The organism is Pantoea dispersa (genome assembly GCF_019890955.1).
GTDB lineage: Bacteria > Pseudomonadota > Gammaproteobacteria > Enterobacterales > Enterobacteriaceae > Pantoea > Pantoea dispersa.
This window is the reverse complement of the sequence record NZ_CP082346.1, coordinates 3897050-3913621: the sequence shown is the minus strand read 5'-3', so window position 1 is coordinate 3913621 and position 16572 is coordinate 3897050. Positions and strand designations below refer to the sequence as shown.

The window sequence follows — 16572 nt, the reverse complement described above, 5'->3', positions numbered from 1 at the left end:
AGGGCACCGGACTGCAAACGGCCCGGTGACGGAAGTGTGCTGCAACAGCGTTTTTTGTCAGATAAAACGGCCACGCCCCTGAATGTCATGCAGTCCGGCGCTGCCGTCGGCCTGACGCAGCACGAAGCGATCGGATTGCGCCACCACCGCGCAGCTGTGATTAGGGAAGATGCGCAGCAGGGCACCAACCGCAGGCGCATGTTCGCCATAGGTTAAAAAGCCGTGCTCTTCCGACAACTTCTGCACTTCATACTGATGGCCATGCTCGTCCACCGCGATGCCGAAACCGCTGGCATTGGTGCCGTGCGGGCCTTTGTCCGAGCTCAGCATTTTGGAGCCGGCATCAATGATGGCGTAATAAGGATTAACGGCCACCACGCGCGTCACGACCGTTAACGCCAGCGCATCCGCCTCACACAAGCCCAGACGCCAGGCAGTGAGATCCAGCAGGGCATAATTGCCGGGACGAATTTCATCGCTGCCGGCGGCTACCGGTGCCGCCAGCGCCGTGGGCGTGGAGCCAACCGAGATGGGACAAGGGGCAAAACCGGCATCCAGCAGTCGCCGTTGCAGGTCACGCATCAGCGCGATCTCCTGCTGCGCCACCTCAGCTATCGCCGTGGCATGACCCGCAGCGTACGCATGACCCGCATGCGAGATCAGCCCGGCGAAGGGCAATCCGCTGGCGACAATCTGCTGCGCCAGCGTCAGCGCGCTATCGCTATGCGGATCGACGCCAACGCGATGCAAACCCACATCCACTTTAATGGCGATCGCCAGCGCGCAGTCCGGCTGCTGCTGATGGGCGGCGACAATGGCGCTCACGCCCGCCGCGCAGTCTGCGATGCAGGTAATGCGTGCCTGATGCTGTGCCGCCAGCTGCAGCAGTTCGGTCAGCGCGGCGGCGTGCACCACGGGATAAGCCAGCAGTACATCGCGTGCCCCGCCGTGCACAAAAGCCACGCCTTCGCTCGGTTTCGACACGGTAATGCCGCGCGCACCTAGCTGGCGCTGCTGTTCAGCGATCCAGACGCTTTTATGGGTTTTGATGTGGGGACGCAGCGCGACGCCGGCGGCATCGGCTTTCTGTTGCATCCGTTGCAGGTTACGCTGCAGGCGCGCAGCATCAACTTCCAGGTAGGGCGTAAGCCGGTCGGCGTGCAGCGGTCGCAGCCAGCCTGCTGTCTCAGAGTGTTCCATTATAATAGTCCGCAGGTTATGTCTTGGTGCGGACTATCATTCACGAGCGCCGGTTAGACGTAAAGTGAAGCTTCGCCTGGCGGACGGGTTTTAAAGCGGCGATGCAGCCACAGATATTGCTCAGGCGCGCGCAGAATTTCTTTCTCAATCACCCGATTCATGTACGCCGCGGCGGCCGCTTCATCATCATGCGGGTAGTTTTCCAGCTGCGGCTGAATGATCAGCTGATAGCCGTCTTTGCGCGCATTACGAATCAGCACGATGGTCAGCATCGCCGGTTTCGCCAGCCGCGACAGCACAAAGGTGCCATTGGTGGTGGCCGCTTTCTCGACTGCGAACAGCGGAGCAAACACGCTGCCTTTCGGGCCGTAGTCCTGATCCGGCGCGAACCAGACGGCTTCGCCCTGTTTCAGCGCCTGAACCATGCCGCGCAGATCGCGTCGATCAATCATTGCTTTATTGGATCGCATGCGCCCTTTGGTCTGCGCCCACTCCATCGCCTGATTATTGTGCGGGCGATACATGGCCATCATCGGCTGGCACAGTCCGGTGATACGGCCACCCAGCTCCAGCGACATAAAGTGCACGCCAATTACCATTACGCCGCGCTGCTGGCTCTGCGCCAGCTGAAGATTGGCGATGCCGTGCACCTGAAACAGCTGTCGCACGCGCGCATCGGACCAGAACCAGGCGATGCCGGTTTCCGCCAGTGCCATGCCCAGCGACTCAAAATTGCCGGCAATCATCACCTCTTTCTCGTCTTCATTAATGTGCGGGAAGCAGAGTTCGATGTTACGCCGCGTGATGCGTTCGCGCCGCTTCAGGAAGTGGCGTGATAGCCGGCCCGCCGTCACACCCAGCCGGATTAATAAAGGATAGGGGAGCTGCACCAGCAGCCAGAGCACTGCCAGCCCGAACCAGGTAAACCAGTAGCGGGGATGCAAAAGTTTGGAACAGAACTGCCCGGTTTTCTTCATAGCGCCTTCATGTCAGGAGTGAATGTAACGCGCGAAGAAGTCGGTCCATGGTTCCCGGTGCGGTACAACTGTAGTTATTACGACCGGCACTTTAGCAAATAGTGCCGTATAAGATATGTAAACTCTGCAATCTTCAGGATTCAGATGATTGATAGATCGTGCACTAACTGGCGTGAGAATGAAATCGGATTGGGTTTAAACTGCGTAAAAACAACAGGTTGTTGGATTGGCTGGCCAGATTTATATGTCATTTTCGGTCAGTAACAGACACAGTTGTTCATCATTCAGGCAATAATCCTTACATTGCGAAAATTAAATATTGGTCTACTGCGTTGGCTGGCAGCTTCTGTAAGCCAGTTTCAGACACAGTAATGTCCATTTGGCGCTAAAAAAGCCATGATCAGACACTATTGTGTCTATGCGGAAGCGCTATAGATCAAACAGGCTTACCGTATGGCTACGATGTGCAGCATAATGTTGCCGCATACCTGTGGGCAGGCCGTAAAACCGTGCGATCCAGCAACCAGGCGCTATACAAACCGGCGTGATGGCTGCTGTTAGCAAGGAAAGATAAAGCCCTGAGCAGGGCTTTATAGAGAGATAAGCGTTACTCGATGTTCTGAATCTGCTCGCGCATCTGTTCGATCAACACCTTAAGCTCAATCGCTGAGGCGGTGATGTCCGCATTGATCGATTTCGATGCCAGCGTGTTCGACTCGCGGTTGAACTCCTGCATCATAAAGTCGAGGCGGCGGCCGACGGCTTCTTTCTTCTTCAGAATGTTGTAAGTCTCTTTCACGTGCGCATCGAGGCGATCCAGCTCTTCGGCTACATCAATACGCTGGGCCATCATCACCAGTTCCTGCTCAAGGCGATTGTTCTCCAGCTGAACCTCGGCTTCTTCCAGCTTGCTCACCAGACGCTCACGCTGCCATTTCAGCACTTCCGGCATCTGTGCACGCACTTTGCTGACCTGCTCGGTCACGCCCTGCAGCCGCTGTTCGATCAGCGCTTTCAGCGCGTTGCCCTCACTTTCACGCGCAATGATGAAATCGTCCAGCGCACCATCCAGTGCTGCCAGCAGTTCCGCGTTGATGGCGTCCAGATCCTGCTCCTGCGCGGTCATCACGCCCGGCCAGCGCAGAATATCCAGCGGGTTAATCGCGCCTTCATCACTCTGCATCTTCACCCAGTTCGCCGCCTGCACCAGCTGTTTAGCCAGCGACTCATTCAGCTGCAACTCACCCTGGGCGCTGGCATCGGCGTCGAATCGCAGGTTGCACTCGATTTTGCCGCGCGTCAGGCGGTTACGGATGCGTTCGCGGATCACCGGCTCCAGGCTGCGAAACTGCTCCGGCAGGCGGATATAGGTTTCGAGGTAACGCTGGTTGACGGAACGCAGTTCCCAGGCGGCGCTGCCCCAGCTGCCTTTGGCTTCACGGCGGGCGTATGCGGTCATACTGCGGATCATAAGCTTCTACTCATTCAGGAAATGTTCTTCGAATTATAGCGAGGGTGGCTTGTGCATGGTAGATAAATTCATGGGGATATTTGGGCTGTATTAATAATAAAAAAACTTAATTTATAAATGATTAATTTACTCTTCATTAATTATCACCAGGCAGGAATAGATTAATAATTAAGAATAATGTATTTAAGATAATTGTTTTTTGTGTCGCCTGTTACGCTGTTACTGAGTGTGTTTAGTCAGTTCGATTTGTTTTGAGGTTATTATGTGGCTGATTAATAATGAGATATTATTCAATCCGGAAAGCAGGACGCTTGAAAATAAAGGAAAGGTGACTTTACAACTCAACGCGAGTGCATCGCGCTGTTTGTCATTATTCATGCATAATCCCGGAGATGTTATTAGCCGTGAAGCGCTGTTGAGAGAAGGATGGGGAAATCAGGGGGTACTTGTCACGGATAATTCGCTGCGCCAGGTTCTGTCAACATTACGCAAACAATTTTCACATTTTAATATTGAAGGTGATTTGTTTGTTACGATGCACAGGAAAGGTTACAGGCTAAATGATGACATTATTGTTAAATCACTTATCCCTGTCATTGAGCCTCATGATGAAAAACCATTGGGCGTTCTGGATGCTAATAAACTTTCGAATGTAAAGGCCAGAAGCTATTGGCATTTATTTAAACGAAGAAAGCCAGGAAGCCACAGCGCCATAAGACACGTTTTGTTTACCTTTATCGGCGTAATAAGTAGCGGTATCGTTCTCCTTATCTTTTCGTTAATGGGGATTAAGATTTTCGATGTTAAAGGGGTGGTTGATGTTCGATATCAAGAGTATCGGGTGGAAAACTCTCTTCATTGGTATATTCAGCAGGACTTAACGAAAGCTCATATGGATAAAATTGAGCATTCTTTGCCTGTTATTAAAAAGGAGATTTTGCACTTAATCAGTCTTGAAGATAATGAAAATCATATTTATATTCATAGCGATAAGATGATTGATCGATTTAGCTGGTTTATTTGTCAGCGTCCCATTGAAAAGGAGAATGCGCTATGTCGTTCAGTTATGTCCTACGTCGCAGAGTGATGTTCATTATTTTAGGTGGACTGTTAACGCTATTATTTGTACTGGCCTTAACGCTATGGTTAATCGTCAACAGACGTTTGCCTGATTGTGAATCTGATTCCATGATTATTACACATGAGGCGGAGAGACTCGTTGTGTCACGCGGTGTCTGGAAAGTCCAGAATCGTTTTTTACATGCTACAGGAAATTACAACGGTATTATAAGCTATTATGGACTGGATCATAAGCTTCTTTCACGTGAACCTGTGGATGTTTCATTCGAATTAAAATATGGTTTCACAGGTTCAGTCTTGCGTAGTGAAACGACATCACTTTCCTATAATCTTGGTAATCGTGCCGATGATGAAAGTATTGCCCGCTATACCTCCGCCGGTTTGTCGTTAGGGCATATCAATTATGGATGGATATATCGACTGCAGAATAAAAAGTATGTTCTGGGCAATAATTTCAATCCCACAATCATCTGCATGAAATGATGGGTGAATCTCACAAATTTATCCCCATCTTTCAGGCATGCGTTGACTTACAGGCAATCCTGAATGTTGGCCATTCAGAACTAATCACATTAAATTCAGACTTTGACAATTAATTTTTGATTTTTTCACAAAATTCACATATCCCAGATGTTATAGTCTGTTTAGTCGAAATTTTAGCTGTTATTTATTAATGCCGGAGGATGTCCGGATAATGAGTAAAGATGTTGCTTTGTTGCTTTCTCTCCTGGTATTTATCTGAGGCGCGTAGAGGTGCTGGTCTGATGTCTTTTTTTAGCGATATAAAAAAATATACCCATGACATTTTTAGCGCTGCATCAAACCATGTTCCTGTAGCGTCAATAGCCTGCCTGGCGGTTTTTGCTCCAACCTTGATTTACATACCTAACAATGGAGGATCATCATATGCTCTTCCTTTAAACTTAATGACGGCTGGGCTTCTGGCATTATTTGTAACGGGCATTTTGTTAACGCGAAAGTTCCGCCTTGCGACGCTACTTGATGATAATAATATGACGCATGCACAGTTATTCATGTTATTTTGCATAGCTCTGGCCGTTCTTTTGCAGGAAAGTGACCATGCGCTTATTTCTGGGGTTTTTCGCTTTTTAAATCTCGGCTTTATTTTTATATTATGGCTGGTGCTTAATCAGGTTCCCCAGCTTCGTAATCAACAAATCACTTTGTTAACCGGAATCGTTTTATTCGCGGTTTTACAGTCTGTTCTTTCTATTCTTCAGATAACTTTCCCCTCATTGTTACATTCTATGCTGGAGTTCAGGTTTGAACCTTCAGCAATCAGGCCCTACGGTATTTTTCAGCAGGTTAACGTTTTAGCAAGTTTCCTCGCCACCGGGCTTATTTGTTCGGTCTGGCTATGGATTAAAAACGATAAAAATTTCCCATTAATAATTTCTATGTCCGCATTAGTTATTAGCGTGGCATTGTTTCTCACTCAGTCACGGACAGGTATGTTAGGCTTTTTGCTAGCATTGTCGATTATTTTAATAATCAGCTCGCCGCAGGTTCGTATCAAACTGATAAAAATCATATTTGTCATCGTGTTAGGTGCTGTCATTGCAAGCATTGTGCGCTATCAAATATCTTTGGGAACCAGAGAGTATACTGGCTCAAATGTGGCACGCTTTGAGCTGTGGTTACATTCTGTAGAAATGATTATGGCAAAGCCATTTAGTGGTTGGGGTTTTGGTTCATTCGAGCATGACTTTGCCAGAATACGCATGGATGCGCACGCCTATAAAAATTCTTTCGATGTTGTTCATCCTCATAACGAGATTCTTTATTACTGGATTGAAGGTGGGGTGTTGGCCTTTACAGGACTGATGGCCATTTTAATTTCATGGTTTTTGCCATTGTGGAAGCTGAGAAATAATGTTGAGCGACAGCTTTTGTGGAGTCTTACCCTTCCTGTCGTTTTGCATACCATGCTTGAGTTTCCCCTCTATCAATCTTTGCCACATTTATGGTTGCTATTATTATTAGGTCATCTGGCGCTGCGCTCATCAGAAGACGATGCCACTCTTTCCGCTTGTAAAGAAAAGCGGAGACATTTTTCGTTGCGGCTGACACTGGCCATATTGACTCTGGGCGTTTCCGTTTTTTTCTTCAGCGGCCTGCAGACCAACGCGCTGCTCATCCAGGCGGAGCGCGGTCAGTTCCTCTCGTACCCTTCACGCGATCAGCTGTGGAATCCGTGGATTCAGGGCGAGCGCTATGAGTTCGGCGAAATGGTGCATTGCCTGATGCGCTACAACCAGACGCGGGATGAGCGCCTGCTGGCGCGCTTTGTGCAGCAGTCATCGCTGTGGCTGGAGCGCCATAACGATCTCAACGTGTTCCGGAATGCGGTGATGATTGAGTGGCATCTGCGTCACTATCAGCGCTCGCGCAGGCTGCTGCGTCAGGCGCTGACTCTCTATCCAACAGATGAAAGCCTGCTGCAGCTGAAGGCAAAAATGATGACGGAATGGTCATCGGCGGCCTATGCTGTGACAGATGAGACAGGCAACTTCTGAGGCTAAGATGTTGAATAAATGGATGAGGCCGCTGGGCTTCGCCATGATGTTAAGCGGATGTCAGACTTCTCCGCCCACCCCGCAGGTTATTCCGCCGCACACCGCGCCCGTGGCCGTGTGCGGGGCCGGCGAGATGATGATGCAAACCACGCTGTGGTTTGACCTGCCGTCCTCCGCTGGCGCAGCGGCCTGGTCGCAGTTTGCTGAACGCGACATCACGCCGCACTTTCCCTCGCCGCTGACGATTTTCGATGCCCGCGGCCCGCAGGGCAATCGCAAGGTACTGGTATTGCTTCATCCGGCGGATCGGGCCAGCTCCGAAAGCATTAACACGCTGCGCGATAAGTTTAAAAATCGTTTTGCGACACAACCGGTAACGCGTATCGACTCGCTGGTGTGCGCGGCGCTGTAACACGCGCTGCCTGCACGCGGGCAGGACAGCCGCCTGTGAAGTCCGTATAATGCGCAGCCAAACCCAAGCAAGCCGGAGAGAAACCATGCGTCCAGCAGGCCGTAGCACTTCTGAAGTACGTTCCGTCACCCTCACTCGTCACTTTACCAAACATGCGGAAGGCTCGGTTCTTGTCGAGTTCGGCGAAACCAAAGTCCTGTGCACCGCGACCGTTGAAGAGGGCGTGCCGCGTTTTCTCAAAGGCAAAGGTCAGGGCTGGGTAACCGCTGAATATGGCATGCTGCCGCGTTCGACGCACAGCCGTATGGCGCGTGAAGCCGCCAAAGGCAAGCAGGGCGGACGTACGCTGGAAATTCAGCGCCTTATCGCCCGCTCGCTGCGTGCGGCGGTTGATCTGCAGGCGCTGGGTGAATTCACCATCACGCTGGACTGCGACGTGATTCAGGCCGACGGCGGCACGCGCACCGCGGCGATCACCGGTGCCTGCGTGGCGCTGGCGGATGCGCTGAACGCGCTGGTGGCAGCCGGTAAACTGAAAGCCAGCCCGCTGAAAGGTATGGTGGCGGCGATCTCGGTCGGCATCGTAGCCGGTGAAGCGGTGTGCGATTTAGAGTATGTCGAAGACTCCGCCGCTGAAACGGATATGAATGTGGTGATGACCGAAGATGGCCGCATGATTGAGGTGCAGGGCACCGCAGAAGGCGAGCCGTTCAGCCATGACGAATTGTTGCAGCTGCTGGCGCTGGCGCGCGGCGGCATTGAGCAACTGATTCAGGCGCAGAAAGCGGCGTTAATTGATTGATGTAACAGGCGACCACAGAGTCGCCTTTTCTTTATTTGAGGAGTGAGAAATGAAAGCCTGGCAGCGTCAGTTTATTGAGTTCGCCCTGAACAAAGGGGTGCTGAAGTTTGGTGAGTTTACCCTGAAGTCCGGCCGTAAAAGTCCCTATTTCTTTAATGCCGGTCTGTTCAATACCGGGCGCGATTTAGCGCTGCTGGGCCGTTTCTATGCGCAGGCGCTGGTGGATGGCGGCGTCGATTTCGACCTGCTGTTTGGCCCGGCTTATAAAGGCATTCCGATTGCGACCACTACTGCCGTGGCGCTGGCCGATCATCATGACCGCGATGTGCCGTACTGTTTTAACCGTAAAGAGGCCAAAGATCACGGCGAAGGCGGTTTACTGGTGGGCAGTCCGCTGCAGGGCAAAGTGATGCTGGTTGATGATGTGATCACCGCCGGCACGGCAATTCGTGAATCGATGGACATCATCAATGCCCACAACGCCACGCTGGCCGGCGTGCTGATCTCACTCGACCGCCAGGAGCGCGGCCGTGGCGAGATTTCCGCGATTCAGGAAGTGGAGCGCGATTATCAGTGCAAGGTCACGGCGATCATTACGCTGAGCGAGCTGATTGATTACCTGGCGGAGAAGCCAGAGATGGCCGACCATCTGGCGAAGGTGAAGGCGTATCGCAAAGAGTACGGTATTTAAGGTTTGCTGCGGTAGTCAGCGCCGCACGATAGCGTAGCGGCGCAATTTATTGCGCGCTGAATCGCGCCGCTACAAATCCGCTGTGCGTATTAAACCAGCTGTGCGGCAATCAACGGCCAGCGGCTGTCGAAATCGGCGGTCGGACGATAACGGAACTCCGAGCGCACATAGCGTGACAGCAAACCTTCGCAGAACGCCAGCAGCTGGCTGGCGAGCAGCGTCTCATCGGTCTGGAAACCTTCGCCGTCGCGCATCTTCTTCTCTTTCATCACCTGGCGCAGCTGAACTTCGATACGCTCAAACAGCTGATTAATACGCCCCTGCAGGCGATCCTGTTCAAACATCAGCGCGTGGCCGGTCAGGATGCGCGTCAGCCCTGGATTACGCTCACCAAATCCCAGCAGTAATTGCACGATCAGGCGCAGACGCGCCATCGTCTCTTTTTCATCTTTCAGGATCAGATTGATGCGGGTAATCAGACTGTCTTCAATAAACTCAATCAGGCTATCAAACATGCGCGTTTTGCTGGGAAAGTGGCGATATAACGCCGCTTCCGAAACGCCGACATTGGCGGCCAGCTTGGCGGTGGTGATACGCTGACTGCCATCGCCCGACTCCAGCATTTGCGCCAGCGCCTGCAAAATCTCTTCGCGACGATTCCGTTTCGCGACTTTTTTTTCTGCCATGACCTTCAACACCCCTGAAATTCACCAAAAACAGGCAATACTGCCTTATCTGCCACAGATAAAGCGGCCTGTGGCGACAAGAAATAAAAAGATGGCTATGCGAAAAGTGAGCGTATTACTGACGGCCAGAGTGACCGAAACCGCCTGCGCCGCGATCGCTGGCGTCAAAATCTTCCACCAGGTTAAATTCGGCCTGCACCACCGGTACAAACACCAGCTGAGCCAGGCGATCGCCAGGCTGCAGCGTGAAGCTATCCTGGCCACGGTTCCACACTGAAACCATCAGCTGGCCCTGATAGTCGGAGTCAATCAGCCCCACCAGGTTACCCAGTACGATGCCGTGTTTGTGACCGAGACCGGAGCGCGGCAGGATGACGGCAGCCAGTGACGGATCGGCAATGTGAATCGCCAGGCCGGTCGGCACCAGCGTGGTCATGCCCGGTGCGATTTCCAGTGCGTCATCAAGGCAGGCGCGCAGATCGAGACCCGCGGAGCCAGAGGTCGCATAGGTGGGTAGTGGGAATTCCTTGCCTACGCGCGCATCAAGTATTTTTACGTCGATTTTTTTCATCATAACGGCTGACAATCTCGTCTATTAATTGTTGGCCAAGGAGCGTCTTATCACTGAGCGGTAAGACTTTCTCTCCCTCCTGCCAAAAAAGGTGAAGAGCATTGGTGTCGCTATTGAAGCCCTGCCCGGCCTGCGCCACATCATTGGCGCAAATCAGGTCCAGGTTTTTCCGCACCCGTTTTTGCCGCGCGTATTCTTCCACATTCTGGGTTTCGGCAGCAAATCCCACCACGAAAGGGCGCTGCACTTTGAGCGCCGCGACGCCTGCGACAATATCCGGGTTCTTCACCAGCTGCAGCGTGACGTTATCATCGCCACCCTGTTTTTTAATTTTCTCTGCGGCAATGTTTGCCGCCCGGTAGTCTGCCACGGCTGCGCTGGCAATGAAAATATCTTGTTGGCTGATTTGCGCCATCACCGCCGCTTCCATCTCCAGTGCGCTGTTGACATCAATGCGCGTCACGCCGGCGGGCGTGGCTAAGTTCACCGGACCGGAAACCAGCGTCACGTTTGCGCCGCGCTTTGCCGCCGCCGCAGCAACCGCATAGCCCATCTTGCCGGAGCTGTGATTACTGATATAGCGCACCGGATCCAGCGCTTCACGCGTCGGACCGGCGGTGATCATAATGTTGAGATGTTGCAGATCGTTGACGGGCGCGGCCCATTCCAGCGCATGCGCAACGATGGCCAGCGGGTCCAGCATGCGACCCGGGCCGATATCACCGCACGCCTGGCTGCCGCTGTCCGGTCCCCAGACCAGCACGCCGCGCTGCGCCAGACGCTGCAGATTCTCCTGCGTGACTGCCGCGCGGTACATCTGCTGGTTCATGGCCGGCACGATGGCGACCGGTGCCGCGCTGGCCAGGCAGGCGGTGGTGACCAGGTCGTTTGCCATGCCGGCGGTAATGCGTGCAATCAGATCGGCGGTTGCGGGCGCAAGCACAATCAAATCGGCCCATTTTGCCAGTTCGATATGGCCCATCGCCGCTTCGGCCGCCGGGTCGAGCAGGTCATCAAATACCGGATAGCCGGAAACCGCCTGCAGACTGAGCGGCATAATAAAGGCTTTGGCTGCATCGGTCATCATCACGCGGACATCCGCGCCGCGATCGCGCAGACGGCGCACCAGTTCCGGTGCTTTATAGGCCGCGATGCCGCCACTGACGCCCAGCAGAATTTTTTTTCCGGCTAATCCCATCATGTTGTTTGCCTCACTTCAACGCAGAGTGCCGCGCCTGGCGCGACAGATGCAGGCAACTTTATCACAAAATCGGCGACCCGCCTTTTCACTGCCTGCGCCCTTTGCGAGCCGGCTCTGGAATTTGTCACGCGCCGCTGGTGGCCTGCAATGCACCGGCGCAGAATGGCGGCATTGCAGGGAGGGCGGAACGATGACGGAACTGGCACCACGGGAAAAACTGACGCTGCTGGGCGCCGAGGCGCTAAGCGATGCCGAACTGCTGGCGATCTTTTTACGTACCGGCACGCGCGGCAACAGCGTGATGGGGCTGGCGCGGCTGATGCTGAATGAATTCGGTTCGCTGTATCGCATCATGACCGCCAGTAAAGAGGAGCTCGGGCAGATAAAGGGCGTCGGCAGCGCCAAAATGACGCAACTGCATGCCATTGCGGAACTGGGGCGGCGCTTTTTTGCCAGCCAGCTGGCGCGCGAAAATGTGATGGAGAATCCGCAGGTCACGCGCCACTACCTGCAAAGCGTGCTGGCACATCAGGAGCGTGAAATCTTTATGGCGCTGTTTCTGGATAACCAGCACCGCGTTCTGCAGGCGCAGAAGATGTTTTCCGGCTCCATTGCCAGCGTGGAAGTGCATCCGCGTGAAATCGTGCGTGAGGCGCTAAAGCTCAACGCGGCGGCGGTGATACTGGCGCACAATCATCCGTCCGGCATGGCGGAACCGAGCCGTGCCGATCGCGAGATTACCAGCAAGGTGGCGCAGGCCTGCGCGCTGCTGAATATCCGCTTATTAGATCATCTGGTGATTGGTCACGGCGAGTTTACCTCTTTCGCTGAGCGCGGCTGGCTGTAATTCGCGGCGTCAACTGGGCAGAAATCCGGCGTTTTTGCGCGATCCGGAGGGATCTTTATCTGTTCGGGACTTGAGCACTTCGGCTTAGCGGCGTATACTACGCCACCTTTGAGAATCTCGGGTTTGGCGTTTGGGCCAGCTTAGCGGGTTCACATGGAACTCGCCTGGGCGGGCTAAGGCCTGACGAGGCGGCCAAAACCTAGTTTTTAAAGCTCGAGCTGATTTGATTTTTGGAGAATAGAAATGTCACGAGTCTGCCAGGTAACTGGAAAGCGTCCGGTGACCGGTAACAACCGTTCCCACGCAATGAACGCGACGAAACGCCGTTTCCTGCCGAACCTGCACTCTCACCGTTTCTGGGTTGAGAGCGAGAAGCGCTTCGTTACTCTGCGTGTATCTGCTAAAGGTATGCGTGTTATTGATAAAAAGGGCATCGATACGGTTCTGGCCGAAATCCGCGCCCGTGGTGAGAAGTACTAAGGAACTGAATCATGGCTAAAGGTATTCGTGAGAAGATCAAGCTGGTTTCCTCTGCTGGTACAGGTCACTTCTATACCACCACGAAGAACAAACGTACTAAACCTGAGAAACTGGAACTGAAAAAGTTCGATCCGGTTGTACGTCAGCACGTGATCTACAAAGAAGCCAAAATTAAGTAATTTTGGTGTTCTTGCGAAAAACCCGGCTCCGGCCGGGTTTTTTGTTTCTGCGCTACGTTGAGGAGATGAGATGCCTGAATTACCTGAGGTAGAAACCAGCCGACGCGGTATAGAACCTCACCTGGTGGGAGAAACCATTCTGCATGCCATTGTGCGCAATCCGCGTCTGCGCTGGCCGGTTTCCCATGAAATCCACGCGCTGAGCGACCAGCCGGTGCTCAGCGTACAGCGCCGCGCCAAGTATTTGCTGCTGGAGCTGCCGCACGGCTGGATTATCATTCATCTTGGCATGTCCGGCAGCCTGCGCGTCCTGCCCGGCGAAATGCCGGCTGCGAAGCACGACCACGTTGATTTGGTGATGAGCAATGGCAAAGTGCTGCGCTATACCGATCCGCGGCGTTTTGGCGCCTGGCTGTGGACTACCGATCCGGAAGGCAGCAGCGTGCTGGCGCACCTCGGGCCGGAACCGCTGAGTGATGCCTTCAGCGGCGGGTATCTGTATGAAAAGTCGCGCGGCAAACGCACGGTGATCAAGCAGTGGCTGATGGATAACAAAGTGGTGGTGGGCGTGGGGAACATCTATGCCAGCGAATCGCTGTTTACCGCCGGGATCTTACCCGATCGTCCGGCGATGAGCCTGAGTGAAGCGGAAGCGGAACTGCTGGCGAACACCATCAAAGCCGTACTGCTGCGTTCGATTGAGCAGGGCGGCACCACGCTGCGTGATTTCCTGCAGACCGACGGTAAGCCGGGCTATTTTGCGCAGCAGCTGCAGGTGTATGGCCGTACCGGCGAGCCCTGTCGCGCCTGCGGTACGCCGATCCTCAGCGGTAAACACGGCCAGCGCAGCACCTTCTGGTGTCCACGCTGCCAGCACTGATTACGGCTGCGCCAGCTTCGCCAGCAGCGCCTGATGCACCACGGCAGGCAGAAATGCCTGCACATCGCCCTGATGGCGCGCCACTTCCTTGACCAGCGACGACGAAACAAATGAGAAACCTTCGGACGGCATCAGAAACACGCTCTCCAGCGTGGGCAGCAGATGACGGTTCATGTGCGCCAGCTGCAGCTCATACTCAAAGTCCGATACCGCACGCAGACCGCGCACCAGCACGTTCGCGTTCTGCGCCTGGGCAAAGTTCGCCATCAAATCGCTAAAGCCAACCACCTCAACATTTGGCAGATGGGCCGTAACCTGGCGCGCCAGATCGACACGTTCATCAAGGCTAAACAGCGGCTTCTTACTCGGGCTGGCGGCAATCGCCAGCACGATGCGATCAAACATCTGCGCGGCGCGCGTGACGATATCCAGATGGCCCAGCGTCATCGGGTCAAACGTGCCGGGATAAATCGCTTTAGTGCTCATACGCGGCCCTGTGTTGAGGTGTGATGCAGCGCCCAGAGCGCCGAGTATTTGTTAAAGGTGTATTGTGCGTTGACCACCGCCAGAATCCAGCCCTGTTTACCATCGAGAAAGCCGGCGCGCAGCAGCAGCGTCTTAATAAACGCGCCTGCGGTGTGGCTGAAAACAGAGAGAATACTGCAGCGCTTGCCGCGCTGAAAGCGCTCCTGCGCCCAGGCTTCGGCATAGTTCATCTGCTTGCGCTGGAAGGCAATCAGGTCGCGGCAGGTCAGGTGTTGCAAATCACCCGGCAGCGCCACCAACGGCGTGCCCTGCGTCTCCAGCGATTCGTGCACCAGATTGTCGTTATAGCGCAGATGGCGAGGATAGAGGCGCAGCACGCGGTCGGGATACCAGCCGCTGTGGCGCATAAAGCGGCCGAGAAACAGATTACTGCGCCCGAGGCTGTAAACCTTATCGCTGGGCGGCTGTGTCAGCACCTGCTCAATGGCACGGCGCAGTTCTGGCGTAACCCGTTCATCGGCATCCAGCATCAGAATCATATCGCCGCTGGCAAAGGCCTGGGCGCGCTGACGCTGCTTACCAAAGCCGGCCCAGCCGTCTGCCTGATAGACCTGCGCACCGTGCGCGCGTGCCACCTCGATGGTCGCATCGCTGCTGCCCGAATCCAGCAGAATGATTTCATCTGCCCAGCTGACGGAAACCAGCGCCTCCGGAAGGAGTTCAGCTTCGTTTTTGGCGATCATCACTACGGAGAGACGTTGGCGTTGCGACATGCGTTAATGGGCTCGTGGAGGCAGATGCGGTTCGAGTAACTGTAGCAGACGCTGCAGTGCGCCCTGATTCTGGTGCAGCACGTCTACCGCGTGGCGGCCGTAGTAGCGGCGATAATCGTCATCCTGCAGCAGGTTCGCCACTTCTTTTTCCAGCGACACCACATCAGTAACGGTAATCAGCCCTTCCGCCTGCTGCAGACGGGCGCAGATATCTTTGAAGTTCCAGATGTGCGGGCCCATCAGCACCGGAATGGCATGCGCAGCGGGCTCGAGCGGATTATGGCCGCCGCGCTCCACCAGGCTGCCGCCGACAAAGGCCAGATCGGCGATGCCGTACAGCAGCATCAGTTCGCCCATGGTATCGCCAATCACCACCTGCGTGGCGCTGGAGGGGATCTCGCCGCTGCTGCGCAGGGTAAAGCTGAAGCCGCGTTTTTGCGTCAGGTTGCAGGCATCTTTAAAGCGTTCCGGATGGCGCGGCACCAGAATCAGCAGCAGATCCGGGAACTGTTGCAGCAGGCGACGATGGGCGTCGAGCACGATGGCCTCTTCGCCTTCGTGCGTGCTGGTGGCGATCCACACCGGCCGGCGCGATGCCCACTGGCGGCGCAGCGTCACTGCGCGTGCTGCCAGTTCCGGCGTGACGGAGATATCAAACTTGAGACTGCCGGTCACGGCCAGGTGCGAGCGCTTCAGGCCGAGGCTGAGGAAACGATCGCCGTCCTCAACGTTCTGCGCGGCGATCAGCGTAATGCGCTGCAGCAGGTCACGCATGAAACCGCCGAGCTTTTTATAACCTCTGGCGGAGCGTTCAGACAGGCGCGCATTGGCAATCACCAGCGGAATCTGGCGCTGATGCAGAATGCGAATGATGTTCGGCCACAGCTCGGTTTCCATGATAATCACCAGCCGCGGGTCGACGGTATCGAGGAAACGGTTGATTGAACCGGGCAAATCGTACGGCAGATAAACATGGTGCACATCTTTGCCAAACGCCGACTGGGCGCGCTCGGAGCCGGTGGGCGTCATGGTGGTCACGGTAATGGGCAGCGTCGGATAGCGATGACGCAACGCGCGCACCAGCGGCACGGCGGCGAGCGTTTCACCGACCGAAACCGAGTGCAGCACGATGCCGTGTGGCGCTACTTTACCGCTGCAGTAGCCGTAGCGTTCCGCCCAGCGTTTACGATAGGCCGGTGCTTTTCGACCGCGCAGCCACAGGCGCAGCCAGATCAGTGGCTGAATCAGATAAAGCAGGGCTGTATAGAGAGTCGTCATAGTTAAGGTTACGACCAGTTC

Annotated in this window: 19 protein-coding genes; 10 read left to right on the top strand and 9 right to left on the bottom strand. The window is 54.6% G+C overall.

Going from position 1 to position 16572, the window contains the following annotated elements:
* Positions 1–57 precede the first annotated feature (57 nt).
* From K7H94_RS18255 to K7H94_RS18245, 3 genes are all read right to left on the bottom strand, one after another.
* Positions 58–1200, bottom strand: a complete 1143-nt coding sequence (locus K7H94_RS18255) for an alanine racemase (protein ID WP_222951441.1) — start codon at positions 1198–1200, stop codon at positions 58–60.
* A gap of 53 nt (positions 1201–1253) precedes the next feature.
* Positions 1254–2177 carry a kdo(2)-lipid IV(A) palmitoleoyltransferase gene (gene lpxP, locus K7H94_RS18250; protein ID WP_215800502.1) on the bottom strand — a complete coding sequence of 308 codons (924 nt, stop codon included), beginning with the start codon at positions 2175–2177 and terminating at the stop codon, positions 1254–1256.
* A 607-nt stretch (positions 2178–2784) separates the two neighbouring features.
* Complete coding sequence (locus tag K7H94_RS18245; protein ID WP_021507096.1) at positions 2785–3648, bottom strand: YicC/YloC family endoribonuclease; 864 nt, start codon at positions 3646–3648, stop codon at positions 2785–2787.
* 262 nt (positions 3649–3910) lie between these two features.
* On the opposite strand from K7H94_RS18245, the gene K7H94_RS18240 reads away from it, so the two are divergent.
* The 6 genes from K7H94_RS18240 to pyrE all read left to right on the top strand — a co-directional run bounded on the left by K7H94_RS18240 (position 3911) and on the right by pyrE (position 9170).
* A complete protein-coding gene (locus tag K7H94_RS18240) occupies positions 3911–4735 on the top strand; it encodes a winged helix-turn-helix domain-containing protein (RefSeq protein WP_222951440.1) in 825 nt (274 codons plus the stop codon).
* Entirely contained in the window at positions 4702–5211 is a 510-nt protein-coding gene (locus K7H94_RS18235) for a hypothetical protein (RefSeq protein WP_141497145.1), read from the top strand. The genes K7H94_RS18240 and K7H94_RS18235 overlap by 34 nt, the downstream gene beginning before the upstream one ends.
* Positions 5212–5492: 281 nt before the next feature.
* Entirely contained in the window at positions 5493–7265 is a 1773-nt protein-coding gene (locus tag K7H94_RS18230; RefSeq protein ID WP_222951439.1) for a PglL family O-oligosaccharyltransferase, read from the top strand.
* Positions 7266–7272: 7 nt separating this feature from the next.
* Positions 7273–7677 (top strand): DUF3574 domain-containing protein, encoded by a 405-nt coding sequence (locus K7H94_RS18225; RefSeq protein WP_222951438.1) that lies wholly within the window; start codon positions 7273–7275, stop codon positions 7675–7677.
* Between the two features lie 85 nt (positions 7678–7762).
* Positions 7763–8479, top strand: coding sequence for a ribonuclease PH (gene rph, locus K7H94_RS18220; RefSeq protein WP_222951437.1), 717 nt, complete (start codon positions 7763–7765; stop codon positions 8477–8479).
* 49 nt (positions 8480–8528) lie between these two features.
* Complete coding sequence (pyrE, locus tag K7H94_RS18215; RefSeq protein WP_021507081.1) at positions 8529–9170, top strand: orotate phosphoribosyltransferase; 642 nt, start codon at positions 8529–8531, stop codon at positions 9168–9170.
* A gap of 89 nt (positions 9171–9259) precedes the next feature.
* On the opposite strand, the gene slmA is transcribed toward pyrE, so the two are convergent.
* The 3 genes from slmA to coaBC all read right to left on the bottom strand — a co-directional run bounded on the left by slmA (position 9260) and on the right by coaBC (position 11628).
* A complete protein-coding gene (gene slmA, locus K7H94_RS18210; RefSeq protein ID WP_021507079.1) occupies positions 9260–9856 on the bottom strand; it encodes a nucleoid occlusion factor SlmA in 597 nt (198 codons plus the stop codon).
* Positions 9857–9971: 115 nt separating this feature from the next.
* Entirely contained in the window at positions 9972–10430 is a 459-nt protein-coding gene (gene dut, locus K7H94_RS18205; protein WP_031279631.1) for a dUTP diphosphatase, read from the bottom strand.
* A complete protein-coding gene (gene coaBC / locus K7H94_RS18200; protein ID WP_222951436.1) occupies positions 10399–11628 on the bottom strand; it encodes a bifunctional phosphopantothenoylcysteine decarboxylase/phosphopantothenate--cysteine ligase CoaBC in 1230 nt (409 codons plus the stop codon). The genes dut and coaBC overlap by 32 nt, the downstream gene beginning before the upstream one ends.
* Before the next feature lie 190 nt (positions 11629–11818).
* Between coaBC and radC the strand changes: the two genes are divergently transcribed.
* From radC to mutM, 4 genes are all read left to right on the top strand, one after another.
* Positions 11819–12475 (top strand): RadC family protein, encoded by a 657-nt coding sequence (gene radC / locus K7H94_RS18195; protein ID WP_021507076.1) that lies wholly within the window; start codon positions 11819–11821, stop codon positions 12473–12475.
* Positions 12476–12718: 243 nt separating this feature from the next.
* Positions 12719–12955: a 50S ribosomal protein L28 gene (gene rpmB, locus K7H94_RS18190; protein WP_010616494.1), complete on the top strand. Its 237-nt coding sequence runs from the start codon at positions 12719–12721 to the stop codon at positions 12953–12955.
* A gap of 11 nt (positions 12956–12966) precedes the next feature.
* Positions 12967–13134, top strand: coding sequence for a 50S ribosomal protein L33 (rpmG, locus tag K7H94_RS18185; RefSeq protein ID WP_001051798.1), 168 nt, complete (start codon positions 12967–12969; stop codon positions 13132–13134).
* Positions 13135–13204: 70 nt separating this feature from the next.
* Complete coding sequence (mutM, locus tag K7H94_RS18180; RefSeq protein ID WP_058759427.1) at positions 13205–14014, top strand: bifunctional DNA-formamidopyrimidine glycosylase/DNA-(apurinic or apyrimidinic site) lyase; 810 nt, start codon at positions 13205–13207, stop codon at positions 14012–14014.
* Here mutM and coaD read toward each other — a convergent pair whose 3' ends face one another.
* Genes coaD through waaA form a run of 3 tightly spaced genes read right to left on the bottom strand, consistent with a single transcriptional unit; the run spans position 14015 to position 16551 of the window.
* Positions 14015–14500: a pantetheine-phosphate adenylyltransferase gene (gene coaD / locus K7H94_RS18175; RefSeq protein WP_021507073.1), complete on the bottom strand. Its 486-nt coding sequence runs from the start codon at positions 14498–14500 to the stop codon at positions 14015–14017.
* Positions 14497–15273 (bottom strand): glycosyltransferase family 2 protein, encoded by a 777-nt coding sequence (locus K7H94_RS18170; protein WP_222951435.1) that lies wholly within the window; start codon positions 15271–15273, stop codon positions 14497–14499. The genes coaD and K7H94_RS18170 overlap by 4 nt, the downstream gene beginning before the upstream one ends.
* 3 nt (positions 15274–15276) lie before the next feature.
* Positions 15277–16551: a lipid IV(A) 3-deoxy-D-manno-octulosonic acid transferase gene (gene waaA / locus K7H94_RS18165; RefSeq protein ID WP_021507071.1), complete on the bottom strand. Its 1275-nt coding sequence runs from the start codon at positions 16549–16551 to the stop codon at positions 15277–15279.
* Between the last annotated feature and the right edge of the window lie 21 nt (positions 16552–16572).

What these genes read in the sequence shown, in the direction of transcription:
- K7H94_RS18255 (WP_222951441.1), bottom strand. Translation starts at nt 1,200, where the DNA reads ATGGAACACTCTGAGACAGCAGGCTGGCTGCGACCGCTGCACGCCGAC.
- lpxP (WP_215800502.1), bottom strand. Translation starts at nt 2,177, where the DNA reads ATGAAGAAAACCGGGCAGTTCTGTTCCAAACTTTTGCATCCCCGCTAC.
- K7H94_RS18245 (WP_021507096.1), bottom strand. Translation starts at nt 3,648, where the DNA reads ATGATCCGCAGTATGACCGCATACGCCCGCCGTGAAGCCAAAGGCAGC.
- K7H94_RS18240 (WP_222951440.1), top strand. Translation starts at nt 3,911, where the DNA reads ATGTGGCTGATTAATAATGAGATATTATTCAATCCGGAAAGCAGGACG.
- K7H94_RS18235 (WP_141497145.1), top strand. Translation starts at nt 4,702, where the DNA reads ATGTCGTTCAGTTATGTCCTACGTCGCAGAGTGATGTTCATTATTTTA.
- K7H94_RS18230 (WP_222951439.1), top strand. Translation starts at nt 5,493, where the DNA reads ATGTCTTTTTTTAGCGATATAAAAAAATATACCCATGACATTTTTAGC.
- K7H94_RS18225 (WP_222951438.1), top strand. Translation starts at nt 7,273, where the DNA reads ATGTTGAATAAATGGATGAGGCCGCTGGGCTTCGCCATGATGTTAAGC.
- rph (WP_222951437.1), top strand. Translation starts at nt 7,763, where the DNA reads ATGCGTCCAGCAGGCCGTAGCACTTCTGAAGTACGTTCCGTCACCCTC.
- pyrE (WP_021507081.1), top strand. Translation starts at nt 8,529, where the DNA reads ATGAAAGCCTGGCAGCGTCAGTTTATTGAGTTCGCCCTGAACAAAGGG.
- slmA (WP_021507079.1), bottom strand. Translation starts at nt 9,856, where the DNA reads ATGGCAGAAAAAAAAGTCGCGAAACGGAATCGTCGCGAAGAGATTTTG.
- dut (WP_031279631.1), bottom strand. Translation starts at nt 10,430, where the DNA reads ATGATGAAAAAAATCGACGTAAAAATACTTGATGCGCGCGTAGGCAAG.
- coaBC (WP_222951436.1), bottom strand. Translation starts at nt 11,628, where the DNA reads ATGATGGGATTAGCCGGAAAAAAAATTCTGCTGGGCGTCAGTGGCGGC.
- radC (WP_021507076.1), top strand. Translation starts at nt 11,819, where the DNA reads ATGACGGAACTGGCACCACGGGAAAAACTGACGCTGCTGGGCGCCGAG.
- rpmB (WP_010616494.1), top strand. Translation starts at nt 12,719, where the DNA reads ATGTCACGAGTCTGCCAGGTAACTGGAAAGCGTCCGGTGACCGGTAAC.
- rpmG (WP_001051798.1), top strand. Translation starts at nt 12,967, where the DNA reads ATGGCTAAAGGTATTCGTGAGAAGATCAAGCTGGTTTCCTCTGCTGGT.
- mutM (WP_058759427.1), top strand. Translation starts at nt 13,205, where the DNA reads ATGCCTGAATTACCTGAGGTAGAAACCAGCCGACGCGGTATAGAACCT.
- coaD (WP_021507073.1), bottom strand. Translation starts at nt 14,500, where the DNA reads ATGAGCACTAAAGCGATTTATCCCGGCACGTTTGACCCGATGACGCTG.
- K7H94_RS18170 (WP_222951435.1), bottom strand. Translation starts at nt 15,273, where the DNA reads ATGTCGCAACGCCAACGTCTCTCCGTAGTGATGATCGCCAAAAACGAA.
- waaA (WP_021507071.1), bottom strand. Translation starts at nt 16,551, where the DNA reads ATGACGACTCTCTATACAGCCCTGCTTTATCTGATTCAGCCACTGATC.